General features: G+C 71.9%; 18 protein-coding genes. 10 read left to right on the top strand and 8 right to left on the bottom strand.

All coding sequences use genetic code 11. The features are described from left to right. The first annotated feature begins 21 nt into the window (after window positions 1–21). The 3 genes from ABT092_RS08745 (at window position 22) to ABT092_RS08735 (ending at window position 2,490) form a co-directional block, all read left to right on the top strand. A complete protein-coding gene (locus ABT092_RS08745) occupies window positions 22–900 on the top strand; it encodes an S-methyl-5'-thioadenosine phosphorylase (RefSeq protein WP_351241334.1) in 879 nt (292 codons plus the stop codon). 219 nt (window positions 901–1,119) lie between these two features. Continuing rightward, a complete protein-coding gene (locus tag ABT092_RS08740) occupies window positions 1,120–1,824 on the top strand; it encodes a hypothetical protein (protein ID WP_351241332.1) in 705 nt (234 codons plus the stop codon). Between the two features lie 162 nt (window positions 1,825–1,986). Next, complete coding sequence (locus ABT092_RS08735) at window positions 1,987–2,490, top strand: large conductance mechanosensitive channel protein MscL (protein ID WP_351241330.1); 504 nt, start codon at window positions 1,987–1,989, stop codon at window positions 2,488–2,490. 154 nt (window positions 2,491–2,644) lie between these two features. Here ABT092_RS08735 and ABT092_RS08730 read toward each other — a convergent pair whose 3' ends face one another. Beyond that, window positions 2,645–2,827 (bottom strand): hypothetical protein, encoded by a 183-nt coding sequence (locus ABT092_RS08730; protein WP_351241328.1) that lies wholly within the window; start codon window positions 2,825–2,827, stop codon window positions 2,645–2,647. Between the two features lie 302 nt (window positions 2,828–3,129). On the opposite strand from ABT092_RS08730, the gene ABT092_RS08725 reads away from it, so the two are divergent. The 3 genes from ABT092_RS08725 (at window position 3,130) to ABT092_RS08715 (ending at window position 7,349) form a co-directional block, all read left to right on the top strand. Beyond that, window positions 3,130–4,329, top strand: a complete 1,200-nt coding sequence (locus ABT092_RS08725) for a low temperature requirement protein A (RefSeq protein WP_351241326.1) — start codon at window positions 3,130–3,132, stop codon at window positions 4,327–4,329. A 327-nt stretch (window positions 4,330–4,656) separates the two neighbouring features. After that, a complete protein-coding gene (locus tag ABT092_RS08720; RefSeq protein ID WP_351241324.1) occupies window positions 4,657–5,760 on the top strand; it encodes a P1 family peptidase in 1,104 nt (367 codons plus the stop codon). 842 nt (window positions 5,761–6,602) lie between these two features. After that, the gene (locus ABT092_RS08715) at window positions 6,603–7,349 is read left to right on the top strand and encodes a DUF6227 family protein (RefSeq protein ID WP_351241322.1); all 747 of its coding nucleotides are present in this window, start codon (window positions 6,603–6,605) and stop codon (window positions 7,347–7,349) included. A gap of 803 nt (window positions 7,350–8,152) precedes the next feature. Here ABT092_RS08715 and ABT092_RS08710 read toward each other — a convergent pair. The 3 genes from ABT092_RS08710 to ABT092_RS08700 form a co-directional block, all read right to left on the bottom strand. Beyond that, entirely contained in the window at window positions 8,153–8,431 is a 279-nt protein-coding gene (locus tag ABT092_RS08710; protein WP_351241320.1) for a hypothetical protein, read from the bottom strand. Window positions 8,432–8,467: 36 nt separating this feature from the next. Next, window positions 8,468–8,797 carry a hypothetical protein gene (locus ABT092_RS08705; RefSeq protein WP_351241318.1) on the bottom strand — a complete coding sequence of 110 codons (330 nt, stop codon included), beginning with the start codon at window positions 8,795–8,797 and terminating at the stop codon, window positions 8,468–8,470. A 114-nt stretch (window positions 8,798–8,911) separates the two neighbouring features. Next, the gene (locus ABT092_RS08700; RefSeq protein WP_351241316.1) at window positions 8,912–9,358 is read right to left on the bottom strand and encodes a hypothetical protein; all 447 of its coding nucleotides are present in this window, start codon (window positions 9,356–9,358) and stop codon (window positions 8,912–8,914) included. Between the two features lie 94 nt (window positions 9,359–9,452). Here ABT092_RS08700 and ABT092_RS08695 point away from each other — a divergent pair, with 94 nt between their 5' ends. Then, a complete protein-coding gene (locus ABT092_RS08695) occupies window positions 9,453–10,487 on the top strand; it encodes a helix-turn-helix transcriptional regulator (protein ID WP_351241314.1) in 1,035 nt (344 codons plus the stop codon). Window positions 10,488–10,618: 131 nt separating this feature from the next. Here ABT092_RS08695 and ABT092_RS08690 read toward each other — a convergent pair whose 3' ends face one another. Further along, the gene (locus ABT092_RS08690; RefSeq protein WP_351241312.1) at window positions 10,619–11,629 is read right to left on the bottom strand and encodes a sigma-70 family RNA polymerase sigma factor; all 1,011 of its coding nucleotides are present in this window, start codon (window positions 11,627–11,629) and stop codon (window positions 10,619–10,621) included. A 768-nt stretch (window positions 11,630–12,397) separates the two neighbouring features. Next, the gene (locus ABT092_RS08685) at window positions 12,398–13,207 is read right to left on the bottom strand and encodes a dioxygenase family protein (protein ID WP_351241310.1); all 810 of its coding nucleotides are present in this window, start codon (window positions 13,205–13,207) and stop codon (window positions 12,398–12,400) included. Window positions 13,208–13,402: 195 nt separating this feature from the next. Between ABT092_RS08685 and ABT092_RS08680 the strand changes: the two genes are divergently transcribed. Next, window positions 13,403–13,999 carry a MarR family winged helix-turn-helix transcriptional regulator gene (locus ABT092_RS08680; RefSeq protein WP_451363993.1) on the top strand — a complete coding sequence of 199 codons (597 nt, stop codon included), beginning with the start codon at window positions 13,403–13,405 and terminating at the stop codon, window positions 13,997–13,999. 120 nt (window positions 14,000–14,119) lie between these two features. Here ABT092_RS08680 and ABT092_RS08675 read toward each other — a convergent pair whose 3' ends face one another. Continuing rightward, complete coding sequence (locus tag ABT092_RS08675) at window positions 14,120–15,673, bottom strand: MFS transporter (RefSeq protein ID WP_351241306.1); 1,554 nt, start codon at window positions 15,671–15,673, stop codon at window positions 14,120–14,122. Between the two features lie 297 nt (window positions 15,674–15,970). Further along, entirely contained in the window at window positions 15,971–16,651 is a 681-nt protein-coding gene (locus tag ABT092_RS08670) for a TetR/AcrR family transcriptional regulator (protein WP_351241304.1), read from the bottom strand. A 359-nt stretch (window positions 16,652–17,010) separates the two neighbouring features. On the opposite strand from ABT092_RS08670, the gene ABT092_RS08665 reads away from it, so the two are divergent. Continuing rightward, a complete protein-coding gene (locus ABT092_RS08665; RefSeq protein ID WP_351241302.1) occupies window positions 17,011–18,294 on the top strand; it encodes a M6 family metalloprotease domain-containing protein in 1,284 nt (427 codons plus the stop codon). A gap of 283 nt (window positions 18,295–18,577) precedes the next feature. Continuing rightward, complete coding sequence (locus ABT092_RS08660; RefSeq protein ID WP_351241300.1) at window positions 18,578–21,010, top strand: peptidoglycan recognition protein family protein; 2,433 nt, start codon at window positions 18,578–18,580, stop codon at window positions 21,008–21,010. The last annotated feature ends 104 nt before the right edge of the window (window positions 21,011–21,114 follow it).

The raw sequence follows: 21,114 nt of genomic DNA, 5'->3' as shown, positions 1-21,114 counted from the left end.
GACGCGACTACTGTGCGGAGCATGGCAGACATGGTGAACGTGACCGAGCCGGGCGACGTGCCGCAGGAGCTGGGGGCGGAGATCGGCGTCATCGGCGGATCCGGTTTCTACTCCTTCCTCGACGACGTCACCGAGGTGCACGTCGACACCCCCTACGGCGCGCCCAGCGACACGCTGTTCCTCGGCGACGTCGCCGGTCGTCGCGTGGCCTTCCTCCCCCGTCACGGTCGGAGCCACCACCTGCCCCCGCACCGCATCAACTACCGGGCCAACCTGTGGGCCCTGCGCTCCGTGGGGGTGCGGCAGGTGCTGGGGCCCTGCGCGGTCGGAGGGCTCCGCCCCGAGCACGGCCCGGGGACCCTCCTGGTCCCCGACCAGTTGGTCGACCGCACGAAGTCGCGCACCCAGACCTTCTTCGACGGCCTGCCGGGGCCGGACGGGACCGTTCCCCGTGTCGTCCACCTCTCCTTCGCCGACCCGTACTGCCCCGTCGGCCGGCGCATCGCGGTGGCAGCCGCCCGGGGCCGCGCCTGGGAGCCCGTGGACGGCGGGACGCTGGTGGTGATCGAGGGCCCGCGGTTCTCCACCCGAGCGGAATCGCGGTGGCACGCCGCGCAGGGCTGGTCCGTGGTGGGGATGACCGGACACCCCGAGGCCGTGCTCGCTCGCGAGTTGTCCCTCTGCTACACCTCCCTGACCCTGGTGACCGATCTGGACGCGGGCGCGGAGACCGGGGAGGGCGTCTCCCACGAGGAGGTCCTCGAAGTCTTCGCGTCCAACGTCGACCGGCTGCGTTCCGTCCTGTTCGACACGGTCGTCGGCCTCCCGGAGACCGACGACCGGAAGTGCCTGTGCACGTCGGCCCTGGACGGCCTCGACACCGGGTTGGCACTGCCGTAGTCATCGCCGGTCGGGCGCCCTCTTCCGTGCGCCCGACCGTGCGCTTCCCCGAGCGTTGGCTTCCCCGAGCGGAGGGGCACAACCGCTCCGGCGCCGGAAGTCACCGGTACGAGGGACGAAGTTGTCCACAGCCCCGCCCCTGTCCACAGGTCGCAACGGGGAACTTCGAAGTCCCGCATGGTGGAAGGCGATCCGTCTCCTTCCACGGTGGTGAAACCCATGCCTCCTCACCCCTCCCCCGACCGTCCGGCGCCCCGCCTTCCCGCAGCGCCCCGCTACAACTACGACACCCGCGCCACGACCCCGGACGCGCACCTCGCCGCGGGCCGGTCCGGTGTCGCGCCGCGCCGGTCCGCGGCCCCCTCGTCGCCGCAGGCCGCGGACGCCGTGCGGATGCGCAGCGACGTGCCGCCCACGCACCGGATCCCGGCCTTCGCCCCGGTTCGGGTGCGGGGCGGGGTTCCGTCGTGGCACCGCGCCGCCCGTCACGGCCGCCGGGCGGCCCTGGTGTGTGCGGCGGGCGTGGTGGTGGCCCTGGTCACGAGCCCGTGGACGCAGCACCCCGCCGGCGAACGGGCCGGTGCCTCGCCCCCTGGGCGCGACCCCGTGTCCGCGCCCCGGCAGAAGCCCGCCGGGGCGCCCCTGGTCCACGCGCCGGTGCGCATCGCGGATCCCGCGGTGGCCCGGTTCCTCGAACCCGGGGACCGGGTGGACGTCGTCGCCGCGCCCGCCGCCCCGGCCGACGCGGCCGGCCCCGCCCAACGGTTGGTGGCGGCGGGCGCCCGGGTGGTGCACGTCCCCGATCCCACGGACGACGCGGTGGAAGCGGGGGCACTGGTGATCCTCTCCGCGCCCCGCTCCACGGCGGTACGGCTCGCGGGGGCGAGCGTCTCGTCCCGCCTGACCGTGGTCATGGGCCGATGAGCGCGGACCGGCCGTCCCCGTGGCCCTTCGGGCCGATCGGCGCCACTCCTTCACCGTCACGTCACTCCATCGCGTCAACGGATTGGACAGCATGGCGGAGCCCTGTCGTAGTTTGCGGAGTTGTTTGTTCCACAAGCTGTATGTGCGAAGAAGGGCCTCCTGGTGAGCGAGAAGAAGAAGCCGAACGTCTTGGAAGGCTTCAAAGCGTTCCTCATGCGGGGAAACGTGATCGACCTGGCGGTTGCCGTGGTCATCGGCGCCGCGTTCACGAACATCGTGAACGCGGTGGTGAAGGGCGTGATCAACCCGCTCGTCGGGGCGTTCGGCACGAAGAACCTGGATGCCTACAGTTCCTGCCTGAAGGGCCCGTGCAGTTACGACGCCAAGACCGGAACGGCCACCAGCGGCATTCCGATCATGTGGGGAACGGTTCTGAGCGCCACGCTCACGTTCCTGATCACGGCGGCGGTCGTGTACTTCCTGATGGTGCTGCCGATGTCGAAGTACCTCGCGCGCCAGGCCGACCGAAAGGCGGCCAAGGAGGGAACGCAGGAAGTGATCGAGGTGTCCGAGCTGGAGGTCCTCAAGGAGATCCGCGACGCCCTGGTGGCGCAGCGGACTCCGGGAACGGGCCCGGGGAACGCTCCGCGTCCCGATCGGGAGTAGCGGGGCGACGGGGGCGAGCCCCCCGCGGCCCGGTCGGCGTCCTCGCCGGACCGTGTTCGCGGGGCCCTCGCCCGTCCGGCCGGCCCCTGCCGGGCGTGGGGGCGGGCCGAGCCGCGCCCGGATGCCTCCGCGGACGGGGCACCCGGGCAGGGGATCACAGGTGGTGCGGTGGCTTCTCGTCGAGGAAGCGCGCCAGGTCCGACGCGCCCTCCCCCACGGCCGTCGACTGCTCTCCCCAGCCACGGTCCGTGTCGTCCGAGGACTGCTGCGCCAGCGGGTCCTCGAAGATCAGTCCGTGTCCGGACTCGGGCGGCGGGGAAACGGGGCCTGTGCTCATGCCTCCAGCGTACGCATGCCACCGCCACCCGGGTGGGCACCGCCTCCCGACGCCCGGCGCAACTCCAGGGAACCCCGCTTCCGTCCCCGGCCCACACCGTGCCCGCCCCGTTCCCGGCGTCGCCCGCTACGGCGGGCAGGCACACCGCCCCGAAGCGGCCCCCACCGTTCCGTCCCGCACGTCTCCCCCTCCGGACACGGCCCGGGGCGACGACGCCCCGGGCGTACCCGGAAGGCGGTATCCGAGGCGACACGGGGCCCGGACGGGCCGAGCGAGCCGGGCCGGTCTGCTGTGCTGCTGGCATGACCTCCTCCCCTTCCGCATCGGCGGCCGGGGCGCCGCTGCGCCCCATGACGGCCCGCCGGCGGGGCGAAGCACACCGGGTGGCATCACCCTTGGAGCTCTTCTTCGACCTGTGCTTCGTGGTGGCCGTCGCACAGGCCGGCGCGTCCTTGGTGCACTCGGTGGTCGAGGGGCATGCGGGGCAAGGCGTCCTCTACTACGCGATGGTCTTCTTCGCCGTCTACTGGGCCTGGGTGAACTTCAGTTGGTTCGCCTCGGCCTACGACAACGACGACGCCCTCTTCAGGGTCGTCACGTTGATTCAGATGGCCGGTGTGCTCGTGCTCGCGGCCGGGGTGTCGGAGGCGTTCCAGCACCACTTCTTCGTCCTGTGGCTCGGGTACCTGATCATGCGCCTCGCCATGGTCAGCCAGTGGTTGAGGGCCGCTCGTGGATGCACCGGGGCCGAGCGCGCCATGGCGCTGCGGTACGCGATCGGCATCGCCCTGTGCCAGGTGGGGTGGCTGTCGGTCCTGCTGCTGACGGAGGGGCAGCGCCCGTGGGCGTTCGCGGTCATGGCCCTGGCGGAGCTGTGCGTACCGGTGCTCGCCGAACGGAAGCACCCGACGACCTGGCACCCGCACCACATCTCGGAACGGTACGGCCTGTTCACCATCATCGTGTTGGGCGAGTCGATCGCAGCCGCCACGGTCGCCGTGAAGTCGGCCGCCGACGAGCACGACGAATTGGGCCAATTGATCCCCGCCTCGATCGGCACGCTGCTGATCGTGTTCGGCGCGTGGTGGATCTACTTTGCAGTCCCGACCCACGGACGTTTGAAGGGCAATCGTCAGGCGTTCCTGTGGGGGTACGGCCACTATCTGATCCTCGGGTCGGCAGCGGCGATCGGAGCGGGCGCCGAGATCTTCGTGGAGCACGTCACCGGCCAGGCACACATCAGTCAGCTGGCCGCCAGCGCCTCGGTGACGGTCCCCACCGCGGTGTATCTGGTGACGGTGTGGCTCCTGGTGTCCCGCCACTACAAGTCGGGGGTCGCGCAGCAGTTGGTGTTGCCGGTGACGACCCTGGTGGTCCTGGTGTGCACGCTCGCCGGCCGGTGGTCGGTGCCGACAGCGGGGCTCGCCCTGGCCACGGCCGTCGCGGCGGGGGTGACGCTGGCAGCCCGCGCAGCGCGTCGGGAGCCCGGTGCGGCGCGCTGAGGCGGGCGGAGTCAGACCGTTCCGGACGTGCCCCGACCGCTCTCGACGACGCGTCGCCTGCCGCGCGGAAGGGGACTCCCCGCAAACACCGCTCCGACCGTCCCCCGACCGCGCCGGGCACGCCGGCGGGCCCGGCGGAGGCGCACTCGCCGGCCGAAGAGGCCCTTTCGACCGCGGCTCGCACCCCGCCGCCGCTCTCCCTCCTGGCCCTGCTCCGCGGCGCGGCGTCCTCGATCGGCACACTCGCCCGACTCACCTACCAGGGCGGGAAGCATGTCCTGTCGGCTCTCCGATCGTGCTGGCCACGCCGCGTGGTAGGCAGGGGGCATGACCGAGCACAGGACGGACATGGACCCGACTGCCACACGGCCGTTGGCCGACGCGCTCACCGACGTACCGGGCCTGCGCGTCGGCCACGCGACCCTGGAGGGGAAGGGGTACCTGACGGGGACGACGGTCGTCCTCGCTCCCGAGGGCGGTGTGACCGCTGCCGTTGACGTCCGCGGCGGCGGACCCGGCACCAAGGAGACGGACGCGCTCGATCCGCGCAACGCGGTGCGGCGGATCGACGCCGTGGTGCTCACCGGGGGCAGCGCCTACGGGTTGGACTCGGCGGCCGGTGTGATGGCGTGGCTGGAGGAACGGGGGCGGGGCGTACGGGTCGGTGCCGACCCGTTGCACGTCGTTCCCGTCGTCCCCGCCGCCTGCGTTTTCGACCTGGGCCGTGGTGGCGACTTCCGTGCTCGGCCGGGGGCCTCGACGGGTCGCACCGCGGTCGAGGCCGCGGCGGCCACTCCGCTGCACGCTCCCGTTCCCGTGGGGAACGTGGGTGCCGGGACGGGCTGTGTGGTGGGGCGGTTGAGGGGAGGCGTGGGCACGGCGAGCCTGCGGTTGCCCTCGGGACCGGTCGTCGCCGCTCTGGTGGTGGTGAATGCGGCCGGGTCGGCCGTGGACCCCCGGACCGGCGTGCTGTACGGGGAGTACTTCGAGGGCAGGGTTGCCTATCCGGACCGGGCATTGCACGAGCGGGCCCAGCAGTTGCTCGCCGAGGCGTCCGGTGAGGAGGCGGACGGCCGAGGTGGGTTCGCTCCTCTGCGCCCTGCTTCACCCCCCTTGAACACCACACTGGCCGTGGTGGCGACCGACGCGGCCCTGTCGCGAGCGCAGGCGCAGAAGCTCGCCGGCACGGCACACGACGGGATCGCGCGGGCGGTGCGTCCTGTGCACCTGTTGAACGACGGTGACACCGTCTTTGCACTGGCCACCGGCGGTCGGTCACTCCCGGGGGACGACCCTCTGGCGCTGAACGACGTGCTCGCCGCGAGCGCTGATGTCGTCACCCGGGCGATCGTCCAAGCAGTTCGTGTCGTCGAGTCCTTCCGCGGAGCCGCGGGCGACTGTCCGTCGTACTCGGAGTTGTACGGAGGCTGACGGGGCGATCCGCTGGACGACGAGCGATCGGGAAGGCCATCGACTACGTCACCCGGACATGCACGGCCCCGCGCCCACGGTTGCCTACGAGGTGCGGAAGCCACCGGGCGGCGAATCGCCATGTCCCGCGGCTGAACCCTGAAAGGTTGAACTGTCTACGGAGTTCGGGACATCCGCGGGCCTATTGCCCTCAGCCACTCGCCGGTGTCCCCGGTGGACGCGAAGGCGCATGTGATGGCAGCCCGCACGGAACGGAGAGTCGTTCGATCGCATCCCTTCGCTCCGGGCGCTCCTACGGCAAGTCCATGATCGTCAGGGCCGTCACCGAGGCCGCTCTCCGTCAGTCGGCTCCCGTGCAGGGTCCAACCCCTGGCCTCCCCGCCCCGAGTTGCGTTGCCGCGGGAAGAGCAGCCCCGCATGACCCTGATCGCCACTCGGAGCGGCGCCGCTTCGTCATCAGCCGCCCCAAGCGCTGAGCAGTGCCCACACCAGCCGGGGATGACTTCCGGTCATCCAGAGCCCAACGTCATCCGATTCCGCCGCTGACCAAGTAAGCGGCACGCGAACGGCCCCCGTCCGAGCAGTCAGTTGGTCACCGAAGACCCTTGTCCGATAACCGTCGTTGAAACCGTCGGACCGCCGCATCCAGGTATGGACGACGGTGACACGTGGGAATGACTGGCCCCTAGATGCGACATCGCCCGGGAGTCGAGCAACGTTGCACATCACGCAGGAACTTCTCGTGGGGCGTGGACGTTTTACGGGTTCCTGGACATGACGTCCCGCGGAGGGGCTACGGTATGCACCCACAAAGTGACTAGCAGCTAACGCGGGGAGGTGCCTTGAGCAGTCCGCACCAGCCGGCACACCAGCCACCCGGGTCCGATTCCCCCGAGGAGCAACTCCTTCGGCTCCTCAGACGCGCTCTCAACTCCTTCGAGTTGCCGGACGAGACCGTGAGTCGTCTCGACTGCGCGCTCGCCTACAACGGCTCTCTGCACTCCGCCCACCACAGCGGAGGTCTCCACCGCGAGACGTACCGGCATACGTGGTTGCTCACGGACGGGAGCGCGCTCACTTTGTGGGAACTCGTGCACAACACGAGCCCCGGCAGGCACGACCAACTGGTGCACGAGCTGTACACGGACGAGGAGGACGCGCGAACCGCGACAGCCCGGCTGCCCCTCCCCTCGGAGACACCGGACTTCGAGCTGCCCGTGGTGATTCATCTGGCCCCCGCTCCGCCGCCGCGGCAGGAGTACATGACCGATGACTCCGCAGATCACGCACGGCGCTTACTGCGCCGCGCCGAGAACGCGGATCGACCGGGCAACGACGTGGCCCTGCTTCTGCGGAACGCCTGTGCCCACCAGATCACTCAGGCGTTCGGTCGACCGCTGCCGAGCGCCGAAGGCGCCACGGCGTTCACGTTCTCGCTCTACGAGCACGCGTTCCTCCTGAACGACGGGCTCGAAGTGAGTCTTTGGGAGGTCGAGCACACGGACACGCCTGATGGTCGGCACATGTGCGAGGTGTACATCAGCGAGGCGGCGGCCCGGACCGCAGTGGAGCGACGGGCAACCGCTTAGCTCAGCCCTCGCGGGCACCACCCGCGCCTGCCTGCGGGCGGTGCCCCGAGGGTATCGCCACGACGCCTCGGATCCGCGCGACCGCGCGGCCTGGGCACAGCATCGGTACGACGGGATCCGGCAACCGGCCGCGTCCGGCCTGTTCGCCGCCCTGGACGTGCAACCAGCAAGTGGCCACGTACGTCCCGGGCCGCCGCCCTGCTCAACAAGTCCGCCCGGGACACTGCTCGAAGGGCGGTGGGCGAGTCCCCGCACAGCCGAGGGCAACGAGCCGAAAGGGACGACGACACGGGCCGGACCGGAGAGCACCGTGCGCACCGGAAGGCCCGCAAGGCGATCCCACGGCGCCACCCAGATCGGCCGGCCCCTCACGCCCAAGCCCCCTATGTCGATGGGCTGGTGGCGCCGTGCGGAACCTGTCACCGGAAGGGTGGAAAGGGTGGCTCTTCGGAGTTATCCACAGGCTCTGCGGGGCAGGGACGATCCGGGCTACCGTTGCCACAGAGGATCGGAGCCAGGGCGCGAAACCGCTCGCGCAGACAGCTCCGCACGTCCACCACGGGGGAATCTCGATGAAGTGCAGAATCACCACCACAGCTGCCAACCGAATGTTCGGATGGGTGTGGCGCAGGTTCACCGAGCAGTTGCGTGTGCGACTGTCGGGGCGGAACCGGGCCGTCGTGCAGAGCGATCCCGTGCCACCCTCGTGTCGTAGCGTCGCCTGGTGGACGCGGGAGCGGCGTCCACCAGGCGACCGGATGCGCCGAGCCTGCCGATCGGCCTCGGCAATGCGGCTGACGGGTTCAACCGCCAGGGATCTGGTGGCTGTTGGCGCCCCGCTGGACCGTCGGGGCATCCGCCTGGGCCGCTGCCGGTGTCGGAGCGGGCCGGTCGTCGACGGCAGCGTCCTCGGCCGTTTCTCCTCCTTCGAGGTGGGTGTGGGGCCGGCACGGCAGCAGGGACATCAGGCCGAGGACCAGCAGGACGAACGCCACGTAGCCCAGCGCGCCCGCGGAGCCCTGCACGAGCTCTCCCCGCAGGGCGTCGGGCGAGGCGTGCCCGTCGACGGCTCCGAAGAGCACGACGGAGACCGGCCCGTGCCCGAGCGCATTGCCCGTCTACAGCACGGTGTTGATCAGTGCCGACGCCGATCCGGCGGGTCTGCACGGCACTTCGGACAGGATCGCCTCGGTCAACGGGGCGACGACCAGTCCCCTGCCGACACCCATCAGGACGAGCGGAGGCACCATCCGTCGGGGCCTGATGGCCATGCCGTAGCGGTCGGACGCCCGGACGGACGGGCGCCCGGCTGCCGCCGTGGTCGGAGCCTCGGTCTGGAGCACCCGGCGGCCGAAGTGCGACACGAGGACCTGGACCGACACTCCGGCGGCCAACGAACCCGCGCAGGAGGCCGACAGGACCGCGGAGACCAGGACGGAAGCAACCATCGTTGCGCGGCCCCGCGGCGGCCAGCCGAGTCCCCGCCCCCGGGGCAGGGGGTACAGCGGCAACAACAGCCCTCCGGTGACGAGCGCGACGCCGACCAGGTCGGGCCCGAGAGCTCACGGTTCCTTCGGTTCGACGATGAACGCACCGAGCAGGAGTCCGGCGAGCCCGACCGGAGTGAGGAGGACCCGCTCGCGGCCGCGGATGTCGCCGAGCCGTCCGCCGGTGATGAGCCCTGCGGCGAGGGCGTGGCCGACCGCGATCCACTGGATGTGGCCGAAGGTGGCTCCCCGGCCTTCCCGGCCCGTGGGGATCGCGACGTTGACGATGGTGACGTCGACCAGGTTCTTCAAGGCCGCGGTCGTGACGACCGCCCGAGCGATCCAGCGACGCCGGTCCGCACCGGGCCCTCCCACTGCGGGATCGCCCACTGCGGAGGCTCCGTCCCCGGTCCCCGCCGCCGCGGGGTCCGCGACGGCCGCCGGCGCAGGAGCCGGGCCCGTCACCAGCAGGTCGGCCGGGGCCCGGTTCCCGGGGGCGGTGCGGGACGTCGACGTGGGCACCCGTGACGCGGGGAGGGTGTCGGTGCGGTCGAGGGACGCAGCCAGGAACCCATTAGGTCAGATCATGTCCTCTTCATGGGGCAGCCTGTGAGACATGACCACAGACACGCCGGCACGGCTGCTTCAGCTCCTGTCCCTGCTCCAGACCCCCCGGGAATGGCCGGGCGGCGAGCTGGCCGAACGGCTCAGGGTTTCCCGCCGCACCGTTCGGCGGGACATCGACCGACTCCGCGAACTCGGGTATCCGGTGCAGGCCGCTCGGGGTTCGGACGGCGGCTACCGGCTGGTGGCCGGCAAGGCGCTGCCCCCGCTGGTCGTGGACGACGAGGAGGCCGTGGCGATCGCCGTGGGGCTGCGGGCCGGAGCGGGCCATGCGGTGGAGGGCATCGAGGAGGCGTCCGTACGCGCCTTGGCCAAGTTGGAGCAGGTGCTTCCCGCCCGGCTGCGGCGCCGGGTGAGCGTGCTCCAGTCGGCCACCGTGCCGTTGACGAGCGGGGATGGCCCCTCCATCCCGACCGAGACCCTCACGGTGATCGCGGCGGCCATCGCGGGGCAGGAGCGACTGCGCTTCGGCTACCGGTCCGGCGAGGGTGCCGAGTCCCGCCGATTGGCCGAACCGTACCGGCTGGTGTCCACGGGACGCCGTTGGTACCTGGTGGCGTACGACGTGGAGCGGGACGACTGGCGCACTTTCCGGGTGGACCGGGTGTCCGGGGAGCCGTTCGCCACCGGCGCCCGTTTCGCTCCGCGGGAGCTGCCCCGGGGAGATGCTGCCGAGTTCCTTCGGGACCGCATGCAGCGGGGGCGTGGGACGTACGCGTTCTCCGTGCGGTTCGCGGCCTCTGCCGAGGTGGTGGCGGACCGACTGCCACAGCTGTTCGGGCGGCCCGAGCCGCGGGGCCCGCAGCAGTGCGTGCTCCACGGGAACACCGGGGATCCTCCGGAGTGGCTGGCGTTCCGGCTGGCGTGGGTGGGGTGTGACTTCCACGTCGAGGGTCCGCCGGCGTTGGTGACGGCGGTGAGGGAGTTGGGCGGAAGGCTCGTACGGGCCGGAGGGGACGAGCCTCGGGAAACGGACCGGGCGGACCGGGTGGGTGGGGAGGACGGGGGCGACGGGCAGAGTCCCTGACCCGGAGAAGGGGCTGGGAACGACCGGAGGCGGGAGGGCGGGAAGAGGGGAGCCCCGGCGCCGGGGGGGTGGGCGCCGAGGCTCGTTCGTGGGGCGACCCGGGGCAGGGAACGGGTGCGCCGCGGGGTCGGTCAGGCGACGGCGTCGAAGCCGGTGTCCCGGGCGAGCCGCTTCAGTTCCAGCAGGGCGTGCTTCTCGATCTGCCGGATGCGTTCCCGGGTGAGTCCGTGCTCCTTGCCGACTTCGGTGAGGGTGCGTTCGCGCCCGTCGTCGATGCCGTACCGCATCTTGATGATGGAGGCGGTGCGCTGGTCCAGACGGCCGATGAGGTCGTCGAGCTCTTCACTGCGGAGCAGGGTGAGCACCGACTGCTCGGGGGACACCGCGGAGGTGTCCTCCAGCAGGTCACCGAACTGGGTCTCGCCCTCGTCGTCCACCGACATGTTCAGGGAGACGGGGTCACGGGCCCAGTCGAGGACGTCGGTGACCCGCTCGGGGGTCGATCCCAGTTCCTCGGCGATCTCCTGCGGCTCCGGCTCGCGACCCTTCTCCCGGTTGAACTCCCGCTGGACCCGGCGGATGCGGCCCAGTTCCTCCACCAGGTGGACGGGCAGCCGGATGGTGCGGGACTGGTCGGCTATCGAGCGGGTGATCGCCTGACGGATCCACCAGGTGGCGTACGTGGAGAACTTGAAGCCCTTACGGTAGTCGAACTTCTCCACCGCGCGGACCAGGCCCGCGTTGCCCTCCTGGATCAGGTCGAGCAGCGGTAGACCGCTGCGCGGGTAGCGACGGGCCACGGCGACGACCAGCCTGAGGTTCGACCGGATGAAGACGTCCTTGGCCCGTTCGCCGGCGGCGACCAGGTCTTCCAGTTCCTCCGTGGAGGGGCCGTCCTGCTTCTTCGCGGTGTCGCTCTCCACCTCGCCGTCGAGGATCTGCCGGGCGTACACGCCGGCTTCGATCGTCTGCGACAGCTCGACTTCCTTGGCAGCGTCCAGCAGGGGCGTACGCGCGATCTCGTCCAGGTACATGCCGACCAGGTCGCGATCGGCGATCTCGCCGCCTACGGCGCGAACACTGCTCCCCGCGTCGGTCCCGCCGGTGGCGGACTGACGACGGGCGACGGCACGGGTTGCCATGCGTGCTCCCTTGCTAGCGAGTGGTACGGGTCCTTGTGCGGACGTCTGCTCACCCTTGCGGGTGCCCAGCTTCCGAAGGAAACAACGACTGGAATCGGGACAGAATTCCCCATCGGCTCGTCGAATTCTCTGATCATGCAGTATCCTGCTTCGCCGCACGGGCGCAGTAGGCCCCGACCCCGGCGGAAACGCAGGTCAGGCGTGGTGACGGAGGAAGCTACCGAGCCCGTCGAGCCTCATGGGCCGTGAGGTGCGACCCCTCTCACGCCCCCAGGCGGAACGCCCCTGGCGGAGCACCCTCGGGCGGATCGCTTCCGGGAGCAGCCGCCGGTTCCCGCCCTCCACACCTCAAGACGAACCGGGCCCCGGATTAGTTGCCTCCCTGCCCACCTGCCCGTTCGGCTGTCGCGATGCCGCCACGGAGCGGAGAACACGGCGCCCCGAGGCGGGCGCGGCGCCCCACCGGGGCGACCGGACCCTCGACCACCGCGTGCCGACGACACCAGCTCTCCGGCTCCGGACAGGAGCGGCGGCCCTCCCCGGCCGCCTCCTCCCGTGGACCTACGTCCACGGTCCGTTACGGTCCGCGACGGCCTGCCCTACGGTGCCGGACATGGTCCGCCCGTCCGCAAGGGGCAGCCGACAGGAGTCCCGGGTCTCGCGCGGGCCCGGCCCGCAAGGCGGCGACGGCACGGTCGGGCGCCCGGCGCCGGCCGGCCCCGGAGGGGAGGGGAGGTCACGGGGCCGACGCAGGCAGGGTCGGACGACTCAGCCGAACTGCACCGACCGCTTCGCGAGTCCCATCCAGAAGCCGTCGATCACGCTGTGCTGCACGTCGAGGTCGCCCACCGCGTCGGCGGCACCCATCGTCACGAAGAGAGGGGCGAAGTGTTCCGTGCGCGGGTGGGCCAGGGCTCCCGCGGGGGACTTGGCGGTGAAGTCGAGGAGTCCGTCGACGTCCCCGGCGTCGAGCGCGCGGTGCCCCCAGTCGTCGAACTCGACGGACCATCCCGGCACCCCGCCCGCATGACGGAGTGCGGCCAGGTTGTGGGTGAAGAAGCCGCTGCCGACGATCAGCACGCCCTCGTCGCGCAGTGGGGCGAGCTTGCGTCCGAGGTCCATCAGCCGGCGCGGGTCGAGGGTCGGCATGGAGACCTGGAGCACCGGAACGTCGGCGTCCGGGTACATCTCCACGAGGGGGACGTACGCGCCGTGGTCGAGGCCCCGGTCCGGTACGTCCTGGACCGGGACGCCGGGGGCGCGCAGCAGAGCGCGGACCGATGCGGCGAGCTGCGGTGCGCCGGGGGCGTCGTAGCGCACGGCGTAGTAGTGCTCGGGGAAGCCCCAGAAGTCGTGGACGAGCGGGACGGGATCGACGGCGCCGAGCGCCAGCGGGGCTTCCTCCCAGTGGGCGGAGACGATCAGGATCGCCCGGGGCTTCGGCAGGTCGGCGGACCAGGCGGCGAGTTGGCCGGGCCATACGGCGTCGTCGGCGAGCGGGGGCGCCCCGTGGCTGAGGTAGAGCGCGGGCATGCGGTCCGTGGAGCGGGGTGCGGGGCGGGTTTCGGCGGTGGCCATGGCGGGACTCCGGAGGGGTGGACCGGGGGCGGACGGCGCTCGTCGCCCCCCGGTCTCGGGCGGCTCGGCGAGGCGATGTATTTGAAGTCTCAAGCTTTCCTCTCCGAGAGTACGACGATTTTGTTTAACGTTCAAGAAGGAGCTCGTACAGTGGGACACATGACCACGGCACCCTCACCGGCATCCGCTCCGTCCGTGCGATCAGCGCCCGCCGGAGCCCTCCCGGACCGATCCGCCCCCGACGCCCCCGCCCCGACTCCTCCACCGACCGATCGCCCGTCGACGGAACCCCCGACGCAACGCGGGCACGGACCCCGTTGGCTGGACGACGAGCAGCAACGCGTCTGGCAGGCCTACCTGAGCGCGACGACCCTGCTCGACGACCACCTCGACCGGCAACTCCAGCGCGACGCCGGGATGCCGCACCTCTACTACGGCTTCCTCGTCCAACTCTCCGAAGCCCCCCGGCGGAGGCTGCGCATGACCGAGATGGCCCGGAACGCCAAGATCACCCGGTCCCGGTTGTCCCATGCGGTGGCCCGACTGGAGAAGAGCGGCTGGGTGACCCGTGAGGACTGTCCGTCCGACCGGCGCGGCCAGTTCGCGGTCCTGACCGACCAGGGGTACGAGGTGCTGCGGCGGACCGCGCCGGGGCACGTCGAGGCGGTCCAGCAGGCCCTGTTCGACCGACTCACCCCCGGCCAGCAGAAGTCCCTCGGCGAGATCATGGAGATCGTCGCCGAGGGACTCCAGCCGAAGGACGCCGGAGCGGACCTGCCCTGGCTGCGGTGACCCCGCACGCACGAGCGCCCGGGTGCGGATTCCTCCCGCACCCGGGCCCTCCCCCGTGCTGGGGGACGGGTCCCGGACTGCCGGTGCTCCGACCGTCCCGGGGCCCGTCCCCGACCGGACTCAGTGGGCGATCACCGGCACCTTCAGCTCTTCCCCGGCGTCCTCGCCCGCACCGGCGGGGGCGCCCGGGCCGCCCTCCTCGGGCCGCCCGGCGTTGATCATCGTCAGCGAGATGACCGCCGAGGCGACCAGGATGCCCACCGCGAACCAGATCGCGCTGGTGTACCCCTCGACCATGGCCTTCAGGCCGACGAGTTCCTGCGCGGAGCGCGTGGTGGCCGAAGCGGCGTGGTCCTTGAGGTAGGCGGTGGTGGCGGAGGCGGCGATGGTGTTCAGCAGCGCCGTGCCGATGGCACCGCCGACCTGCTGCGAGGTGTTGACCATCGCGGAGGCGACACCGGCGTCCCGGGCCTCGACCCCGTGCGTGGCCAGCGACATGGCGGGCATGAACGCCGTGCCCATGCCCAGGCCGAGCAGCAGCATCGCCGGCAGCAGCAGCGCCGCGTAGGACGAGTCGATGTCCAGCTGGGTGAGCAGCAGCATGCCGACCGCGGCGACCAGGAAGCCGGGGCCCATCAGCAGACGGGCCGGCACGCGGGTCATCAGTCGGGCACCGATCTGGGTGGAGCCGGTGATCATGCCGACGATCATGGGCATGAAGGCGAAGCCGGTGCTGACCGGCGAGTAGCCCTTCACGATCTGGAGGTAGTAGGTCAGGAACAGGAAGAGGCCGAACATCGAGATGACCGCGAGCCCGAGCGCCAGGTACACGCCACCGCGGTTGCGGTCGGTCAGCACCCGCAGCGGCAGCAGCGGCGCCTTCACCTTCGCCTCGACCAGGACGAAGGCGAGGAGCAGCACGGCGGCCGAGACGAACATGGTCACGGTCAGCGGGTCGGACCAGTCCGAGGACTCGGCCCGGGTGAAGCCGTACACCAGCGCGACGAGTCCGAGCGTAGACAGCACCACGCCGGGGACGTCCAGCGGGGACCGGTTGCGGGCGCCCGCGGGCTCGTGGATGACGAGGTAGGCGCCGACCGCGGCGGCCACGGCGAACGGGATGTTGACGTAGAAGGTCCAGCGCCAGTCCAGGTACTCGGTGAGGACACCGCCGAGGATCAGGCCCACGGCACCGCCGCCACCGGCGATGGCGCCGTAGATGCCGAAGGCCTTGGCGCGCTCCTTGCCGTCGGTGAACATCACCGCGAGCAGCGACAGCGCGGCGGGCGCGAGCAGGGCGCCGAACACGCCCTGGAGGGCGCGGGAGGCGAGCAGCATGGCCTCGTTCTGCGCGGCGCCGCCGATGGCGGAGGCGGCGGCGAAGCCGACGAGTCCGGTGAGGAAAGTGTTCTTGCGGCCCCACAGGTCGGCGATGCGACCGCCGAACAGCAGCAGACCGCCGAAGGCGAGCGCGTAGGCGGTGATGACCCACTGGCGGTTGCCGTCGGATATGCCGAGGTCCTGTTGGGCGGAGGGCAGGGCGATGTTCACGATGGTCGCGTCGAGGACGACCATCAACTGGGCCAGGGCGATGAAGACGAGGGCCTTCCACCGCATCGGGTCGGGGGTCGGGTGACCCGGATCCGCGGGGCGCGACGGGGCGGTTCTGGACATGGAGGTAGCCACCTAGGGACTTCGAAGAGCGAACGGAGCAGGAGAGCCGGACGGGCGTGGTGAACGGGACGGGCGGAAGCAGGAGGCGGACGGACGGTCCGGGGCTGGCGCGCCTGAGGCCGGCCGTGCGGCCGGGTCGGAGCGCCGACCGGTCACCGGTCGGCGGAAGGGTGGCGCGGAACTCCGGAAGGGTGGCGCGGAACTCCGGGAGGCGGTGCGGGCACCGGGCGGGGCGTCGTCATCGGTGAGGACGTCGTCGCGGGTGCGCCGTCGATCGTGGGGCCGTGGCCGCCGCGGTCACCGGTCCTTCGGGGGCGTCGTGCCGAGCATGCAGGGCTGGGTGCGTAGGTCCTCCAGGGTGATCGGGGTGCCGGGGAGTTCGGAACGTGCAGGAGCCATCAACCCGTCGAGGAACACCTGGAGTTGCCGGCGGGCGAACCCGTGGCTGCTGGCGGCGTCGCGGCCGGGGAGCGGACGGGTGAGCTGGGAGACGGCGAGCAGGACGTCGCTGACCGCGATGTCGGGCCGGAGTTGGCCGCTCGCCTTGGCCCGGTCGAGGAGTGCGCCGAGGAGTTCCTCGACGCGGGTGCGCGCGCCGACGAGGGTGGGGTGCTCGTGGTCGAAGCCGTCGACCAGCATGGGGCACAGGGCGCTGGTCCGGACGACCGCGGATTCGTGCACGAAGGTGCGCAGCGCCTCGAAGGGGTCGCGGTCGTCGGCGAGGGCGGTTTCGGCGAGGGCGGAGATGCTGTCGAAGACGTGGCACATCACGCCGTGGACCAGCGCCCCCTGGTCGGGGAAGTGCCGGTACACCGTGGCGTTGCCGACGCCGGCACGGCGGGCGATCTCGTCGAAGCGGACCTGGGGACCCTTCTCGACGAAGAGTTCCCGGGCGGCGATGACGATGCGCTCGCGGTTGCGCAGGGCGTCGGCCCGCGGGCGGGAGGTGGAGCGGGGCGCACGGGTCGTGACGGCCACTTGCGTACTCCTTCACGCGCTCGGCGGGCTGGTGCGGGGGCGGTGCGGACCGCCCGTGGGCTGCCGTCCGGTCCACGTCGACCGGTCGGGCCGTTCCGGGGCGTCCGCGGTCCTCCGCGCAACCCCGTGAAACGGGGGCTTTCTCCCCGCTTCGCCGGAACACTAGCTCAAACGGGGAGTCGCTCCCCACTTATTTCTCGACGGAACGTGACCTGCACCACACCGGGGGGAGGGAGGGTGCCGCGGGCGCGGAACCCACGATCGGGCCCGCCCAGCGCGCGCGCCCGGTCCCCGCGGCACAGGGTGGGCAGAGGGCGCAGCCTCGGACCGAACGGCTGCCGCGAGGGGAAGGCCCACGTATGCAGCCGTCCTGCCGCCGGATACGCGGCCCGCGCCGCGCGGCGTTCCTCGCCTCGGTCACGGCGCTCACGCTCGCGGTCACCACCTCGGCGAGCACCGGACGGCTCTCCCCCGGCTCGCCGACCGCCTCCGGGCCGAGCGCCCAGTCCTCGCGCGGCGCCACGATCGGCCCCTGCATGATCAGTGGCGCGCTCGACGTCCAACTGTCGGAGGGGGTGCCCACCCCGTCCGGGTACGCGCGGTCCACGGGGACGGTCCGGGCGCTGAACCTGATGGTCGACTTCCCGGACGCGCCGGGCGAGGGGACGGCGGCGCAGCGGCTCGCGGAGTTCTTCCCGCAGACCCGGGAGTGGTTCGCGACCAGTTCGTACGGACGGCTGGAGTACCGCCCCGAAGCGCCGGTGAAGGACTGGCTGCGGATGCCGCGGTCGTTCGCCGAGTACGGGATAGAGCGCGGGGCCCCGTTCGAGCCCGGCTACCGCCAACTGGTGGACGACATCGTGACGGCCTCGGACCCGGAGGTGGACTTCGGGGAGTACGACCTGGTGAACGTGTTGACGACGCCGAACGCCGGGCCGTCCGCGCTGGAGACCGTCCTGTCGGTGACGTTCGCGGGCAACCACGAGGCGCCGGTCGCGGACGGCGTGCCGGTCGCGAACGCGTCGTTCGTGTACAGCCGGCAGGACGACGGTTCGGGCTCGTACGGGGAGACCGGCTTCCGGGTGCTGCCGCACGAGAACGGGCACGTCTTCGGGCTGCCCGACCTCTACACCCAGGAGGGCGGCGGCGCGGTCGGCCACTGGGACATCATGAGCGAGGACTGGGGCGCCAACAACGACTTCCTGGGCTGGCACAAGTGGAAGCTGAGGTGGCTGGACGACGACCAGGTCAACTGCGTCTCGGGCCGGGGCACCCTGGAGTACGTCCTGTCCCCGCTGGCCCGCACCGGCGGCGAGAAGCTGGTGTTCGTCCCCTTGGGCGACGCCTCCGGCATCGCGGTCGAGGTGCGCACGGGCGAGGGCAACGACGAGGCCGTCTGCAAGGCGGGCGTGCTCGTGTACCGGGTGGACGCCTCCGTCGACACCGGGCGCGGGCCGGTGACCGTGTACGACGCGGCCCGCGACAGCGGTGGCTGCACCCGGTCGCCCAATGTGCACGCCGAACTGTCGGACGCCCCCTTCGCCCCCGGGGAGACCTTCCACGACCCGGAGTCGGGGGTGCGGGTGGCGGTCGGCGGCATCGACGCCTCCGGCGACTACACGGTCCGGGTGACCCGTCCCTGAACTGACGTGTTGCCGCCCCGTTCGATCGCCTGTGTGACCCCTGTGGCAAAGACGATCAACAGTCTGAGAGTATCGCTTCGCACCACGGCGCACGATCTCCACCGATTTCACCGATTCGTCACCATCGACCCGTCATCGCCACCGTCAGTGCGCACCCGGGCACCTCCCGGGAGCCGTCCGCGGCGCGCCCGGTGGGCGACAGCGCGTCGGACACCGTGTGCCGTCCGCTGGATTCCGTCCGTCCCACACCCGGGTCGGACGCCTTCTCACCGGGGGGAACGACGTGAAACCGCAACGCACGCTCTGGATCGCCGCAGCCGTGGCGACCGCGACGGTGGCCGGAGTGCTCACCGTCCAGGGCCTGGGCGGCGAGGCCCCTGCCGATCCGGGCGACGACCGCGGGAGGACCGCGCGGGGCCCGGTCGAGACGGATGTGCACCGGGCCGCGCTGAAACGTTCCTCCGATGGGCGCTCCGCCGCCCTCGCCCAGCGCACCACCGAGCCGTTCAGCCTGCTCGGCGTCACCTGGACCGATCCCGACGTCCGACTCGACGGCACCATCGAGGTGCGCACCCGCACCACCGCCACCGGCCGGTGGACCCCGTGGGTCGGCGTCGACACCGAGGCCGAGACCCGCAACGACGGAGGCGGCCGGCCGGGGCTGCGCGGCGCCAGCGAGCCCCGCTGGGTCGGCCCGTCCGACGGGGTGGAGGTGCGGTTGACCCGGGCCGGCACCACCCGCACCGGCCTGCCCGAAGGGCTCCGACTGGACATGGTCGACCCGGGCGAGGGGCCGGGCGACGCCCGGGTGACCAACGCGCGGGCGGCCTCGGACGGCACCGTGGTGACCGAGCTGGAACCCGCGGCGTTCGCAGTGACCGGTGAACCCGCGTCGCCCCCGGCCACCGAGCCGGGCGCGCCCGAGACGTCCGCCTCCGTGGCTCCCGAGACCCCGCCGGGCGACCCGGCCGTGCCACCCGCGCCCGGTGCGGAGTCCTCGGCCCCGGCAGCCACCCCGCCGACCGTCGAGCCCACCCCGAACGACCCCGGCGCGGACGCGCCGACCAGCGCGCCGCCGACCACCGGCACCACCCCGTCGGCGCCGACGTCCTCCGCCCCCGCCCCGCGGTCCTCGACCTCCGCCCCGGCCTCGCCCCCGCCGAGCAGTGGACCGTCCGCTCCGCCGGCCCCGCCGTCCAGCGCGCCCAAGCCTTCGGTGATGACACGTGCCACCTGGGGCGCCGACGAGACCCTCAGCACCGAGGGGCCCGAGTACAACCCGGACGTGAAGGCCGTCTTCGTCCACCACACCGCGCAGACCAGCGACTACTCCTGTGCCGACTCCCCCAAGATCATGCGGGGCCTGCACGCGTACCACGTGAAGAGCCAGGGCTGGAAGGACCTCGGCTACAACTTCGTGGTCGACCGGTGCGGCACCGTGTTCGAGGGCCGCAAGGGCGGCGTCGACCTGCCGGTGCTCGGCGCGCACACCTACGGCTTCAACCGGGAGGCCGCCGGCATCGCCGTCATCGGCAGCTACGACCGGCAGGCCGCCCCCGCCGCGGCCGTCACCTCCGTCGCCCGCGTGGCCGCGTGGAAGCTCGGCCAGTACCGGGCCGACCCGACCGGCACCGTCCAGCTCAAGGCCGGGGCAGGCGGCCGCAGCCACGCCGGCACCGCGTTCGTCTCAGGCCGGTCGTACTCCTTCCCCCGGATCTCGGGCCACCGCGACGGCTTCAACACCGTCTGCCCCGGCGGGCAGCTGTACGCACAGCTGCCCGCCATCCGCAGCTACGCGGGCGGCAAGGTCGGCGGACTCGCCATCACCTCGGTGACGGGCGCCGGCAAGGCCGGCTCGACCCACTACACCAAGGGTGCGGTGACGGTGCGTTGGTCGGTGTCCACGCCGACCGCGTTCGTCCGTCGCCACGAGCTGCTGGTGAACGGCAAGGTCGTCGCCACCACCACGGGCACCGCCACCTCGGCGAAGGCGACGCTGGCCCGCGGCTCCCACAAGGTGCAGGTCCGGGCCACCCACATCTCCGGGCAGACGACCACCTCCGCGACGGCGACCGTGACCGTCGACACCACGGCCCCCTCCTTCACCACCAAGCCGAAGCTGGCGCTGCGCGGCGGCACCGTGAACACGGCCGCCGTACCGCTGACCCTGTCCTGGAAGGCCACCGACACGGCGGCCCTCAAGGAGGTCCGCCTGACCTCGCCCAGCGCCCGGACCTACGCCCCGACGACCACCAGCGCCGCGCACACCGCGAAGTCGGGCACGGCGACCACCTGGTCCATGACCGCGCACGACCAGGCCGGCAACACCGCGGCCGCCTCCCTCGCCGGGACCCCGATGATCCTCCAGGAGTCCTCCGCCAAGCGGACCGGCACCTGGTCCACCAAGTCCTCCGGTAGCTACCTCGGCGGCAAGTCACTCTCCTCCGCGACCAAGAACGCCTCGCTGACCTGGACGTTCACCGGCCGCTCCGCCGCCCTGGTGGTCTCCCGCGCGGCGACCTCCGGCCAGATCGACGTCTTCGTGGACGGCCGTCTCGCCAAGACGGTCGACCTCAAGTCCTCCGCCACCAAGTACCGCGACGCGATCTGGACCCAGAACTGGTCGTCCGCCGCACGGCACACGGTCAAGATCGTGGTGAAGGGCACCCGGGGCCGCCCCGCCATCACCACGGACGGCCTGGTGTACCTGAAGTGAGCCCCGGTGGCGGGCGGGGGGGGGGGCGGGCCCCGCCCCCCCCCCCCCGGCCCCCCCGCCCCCCCCCCCCTAGTTTTTATAATTGTGAGGATTCTGCAGCAAAA

This window comes from Streptomyces sp. NPDC002490 (assembly GCF_040296045.1).
GTDB lineage: Bacteria > Actinomycetota > Actinomycetes > Streptomycetales > Streptomycetaceae > Streptomyces.
The sequence above is the reverse complement of the archived record's forward strand: the minus strand, read 5'-3'. Positions and strand labels throughout refer to the sequence as shown.

Coding starts and splice junctions, on each gene's coding strand:
- ABT092_RS08745 (WP_351241334.1), top strand. CDS start 22: ATGGCAGACATGGTGAACGTGACCGAGCCGGGCGACGTGCCGCAGGAG.
- ABT092_RS08740 (WP_351241332.1), top strand. CDS start 1,120: ATGCCTCCTCACCCCTCCCCCGACCGTCCGGCGCCCCGCCTTCCCGCA.
- ABT092_RS08730 (WP_351241328.1), bottom strand. CDS start 2,827: ATGAGCACAGGCCCCGTTTCCCCGCCGCCCGAGTCCGGACACGGACTG.
- ABT092_RS08725 (WP_351241326.1), top strand. CDS start 3,130: ATGACCTCCTCCCCTTCCGCATCGGCGGCCGGGGCGCCGCTGCGCCCC.
- ABT092_RS08720 (WP_351241324.1), top strand. CDS start 4,657: ATGACCGAGCACAGGACGGACATGGACCCGACTGCCACACGGCCGTTG.
- ABT092_RS08705 (WP_351241318.1), bottom strand. CDS start 8,797: ATGGTTGCTTCCGTCCTGGTCTCCGCGGTCCTGTCGGCCTCCTGCGCG.
- ABT092_RS08695 (WP_351241314.1), top strand. CDS start 9,453: ATGACCACAGACACGCCGGCACGGCTGCTTCAGCTCCTGTCCCTGCTC.
- ABT092_RS08690 (WP_351241312.1), bottom strand. CDS start 11,629: ATGGCAACCCGTGCCGTCGCCCGTCGTCAGTCCGCCACCGGCGGGACC.
- ABT092_RS08685 (WP_351241310.1), bottom strand. CDS start 13,207: ATGGCCACCGCCGAAACCCGCCCCGCACCCCGCTCCACGGACCGCATG.
- ABT092_RS08675 (WP_351241306.1), bottom strand. CDS start 15,673: ATGTCCAGAACCGCCCCGTCGCGCCCCGCGGATCCGGGTCACCCGACC.
- ABT092_RS08665 (WP_351241302.1), top strand. CDS start 17,011: ATGCAGCCGTCCTGCCGCCGGATACGCGGCCCGCGCCGCGCGGCGTTC.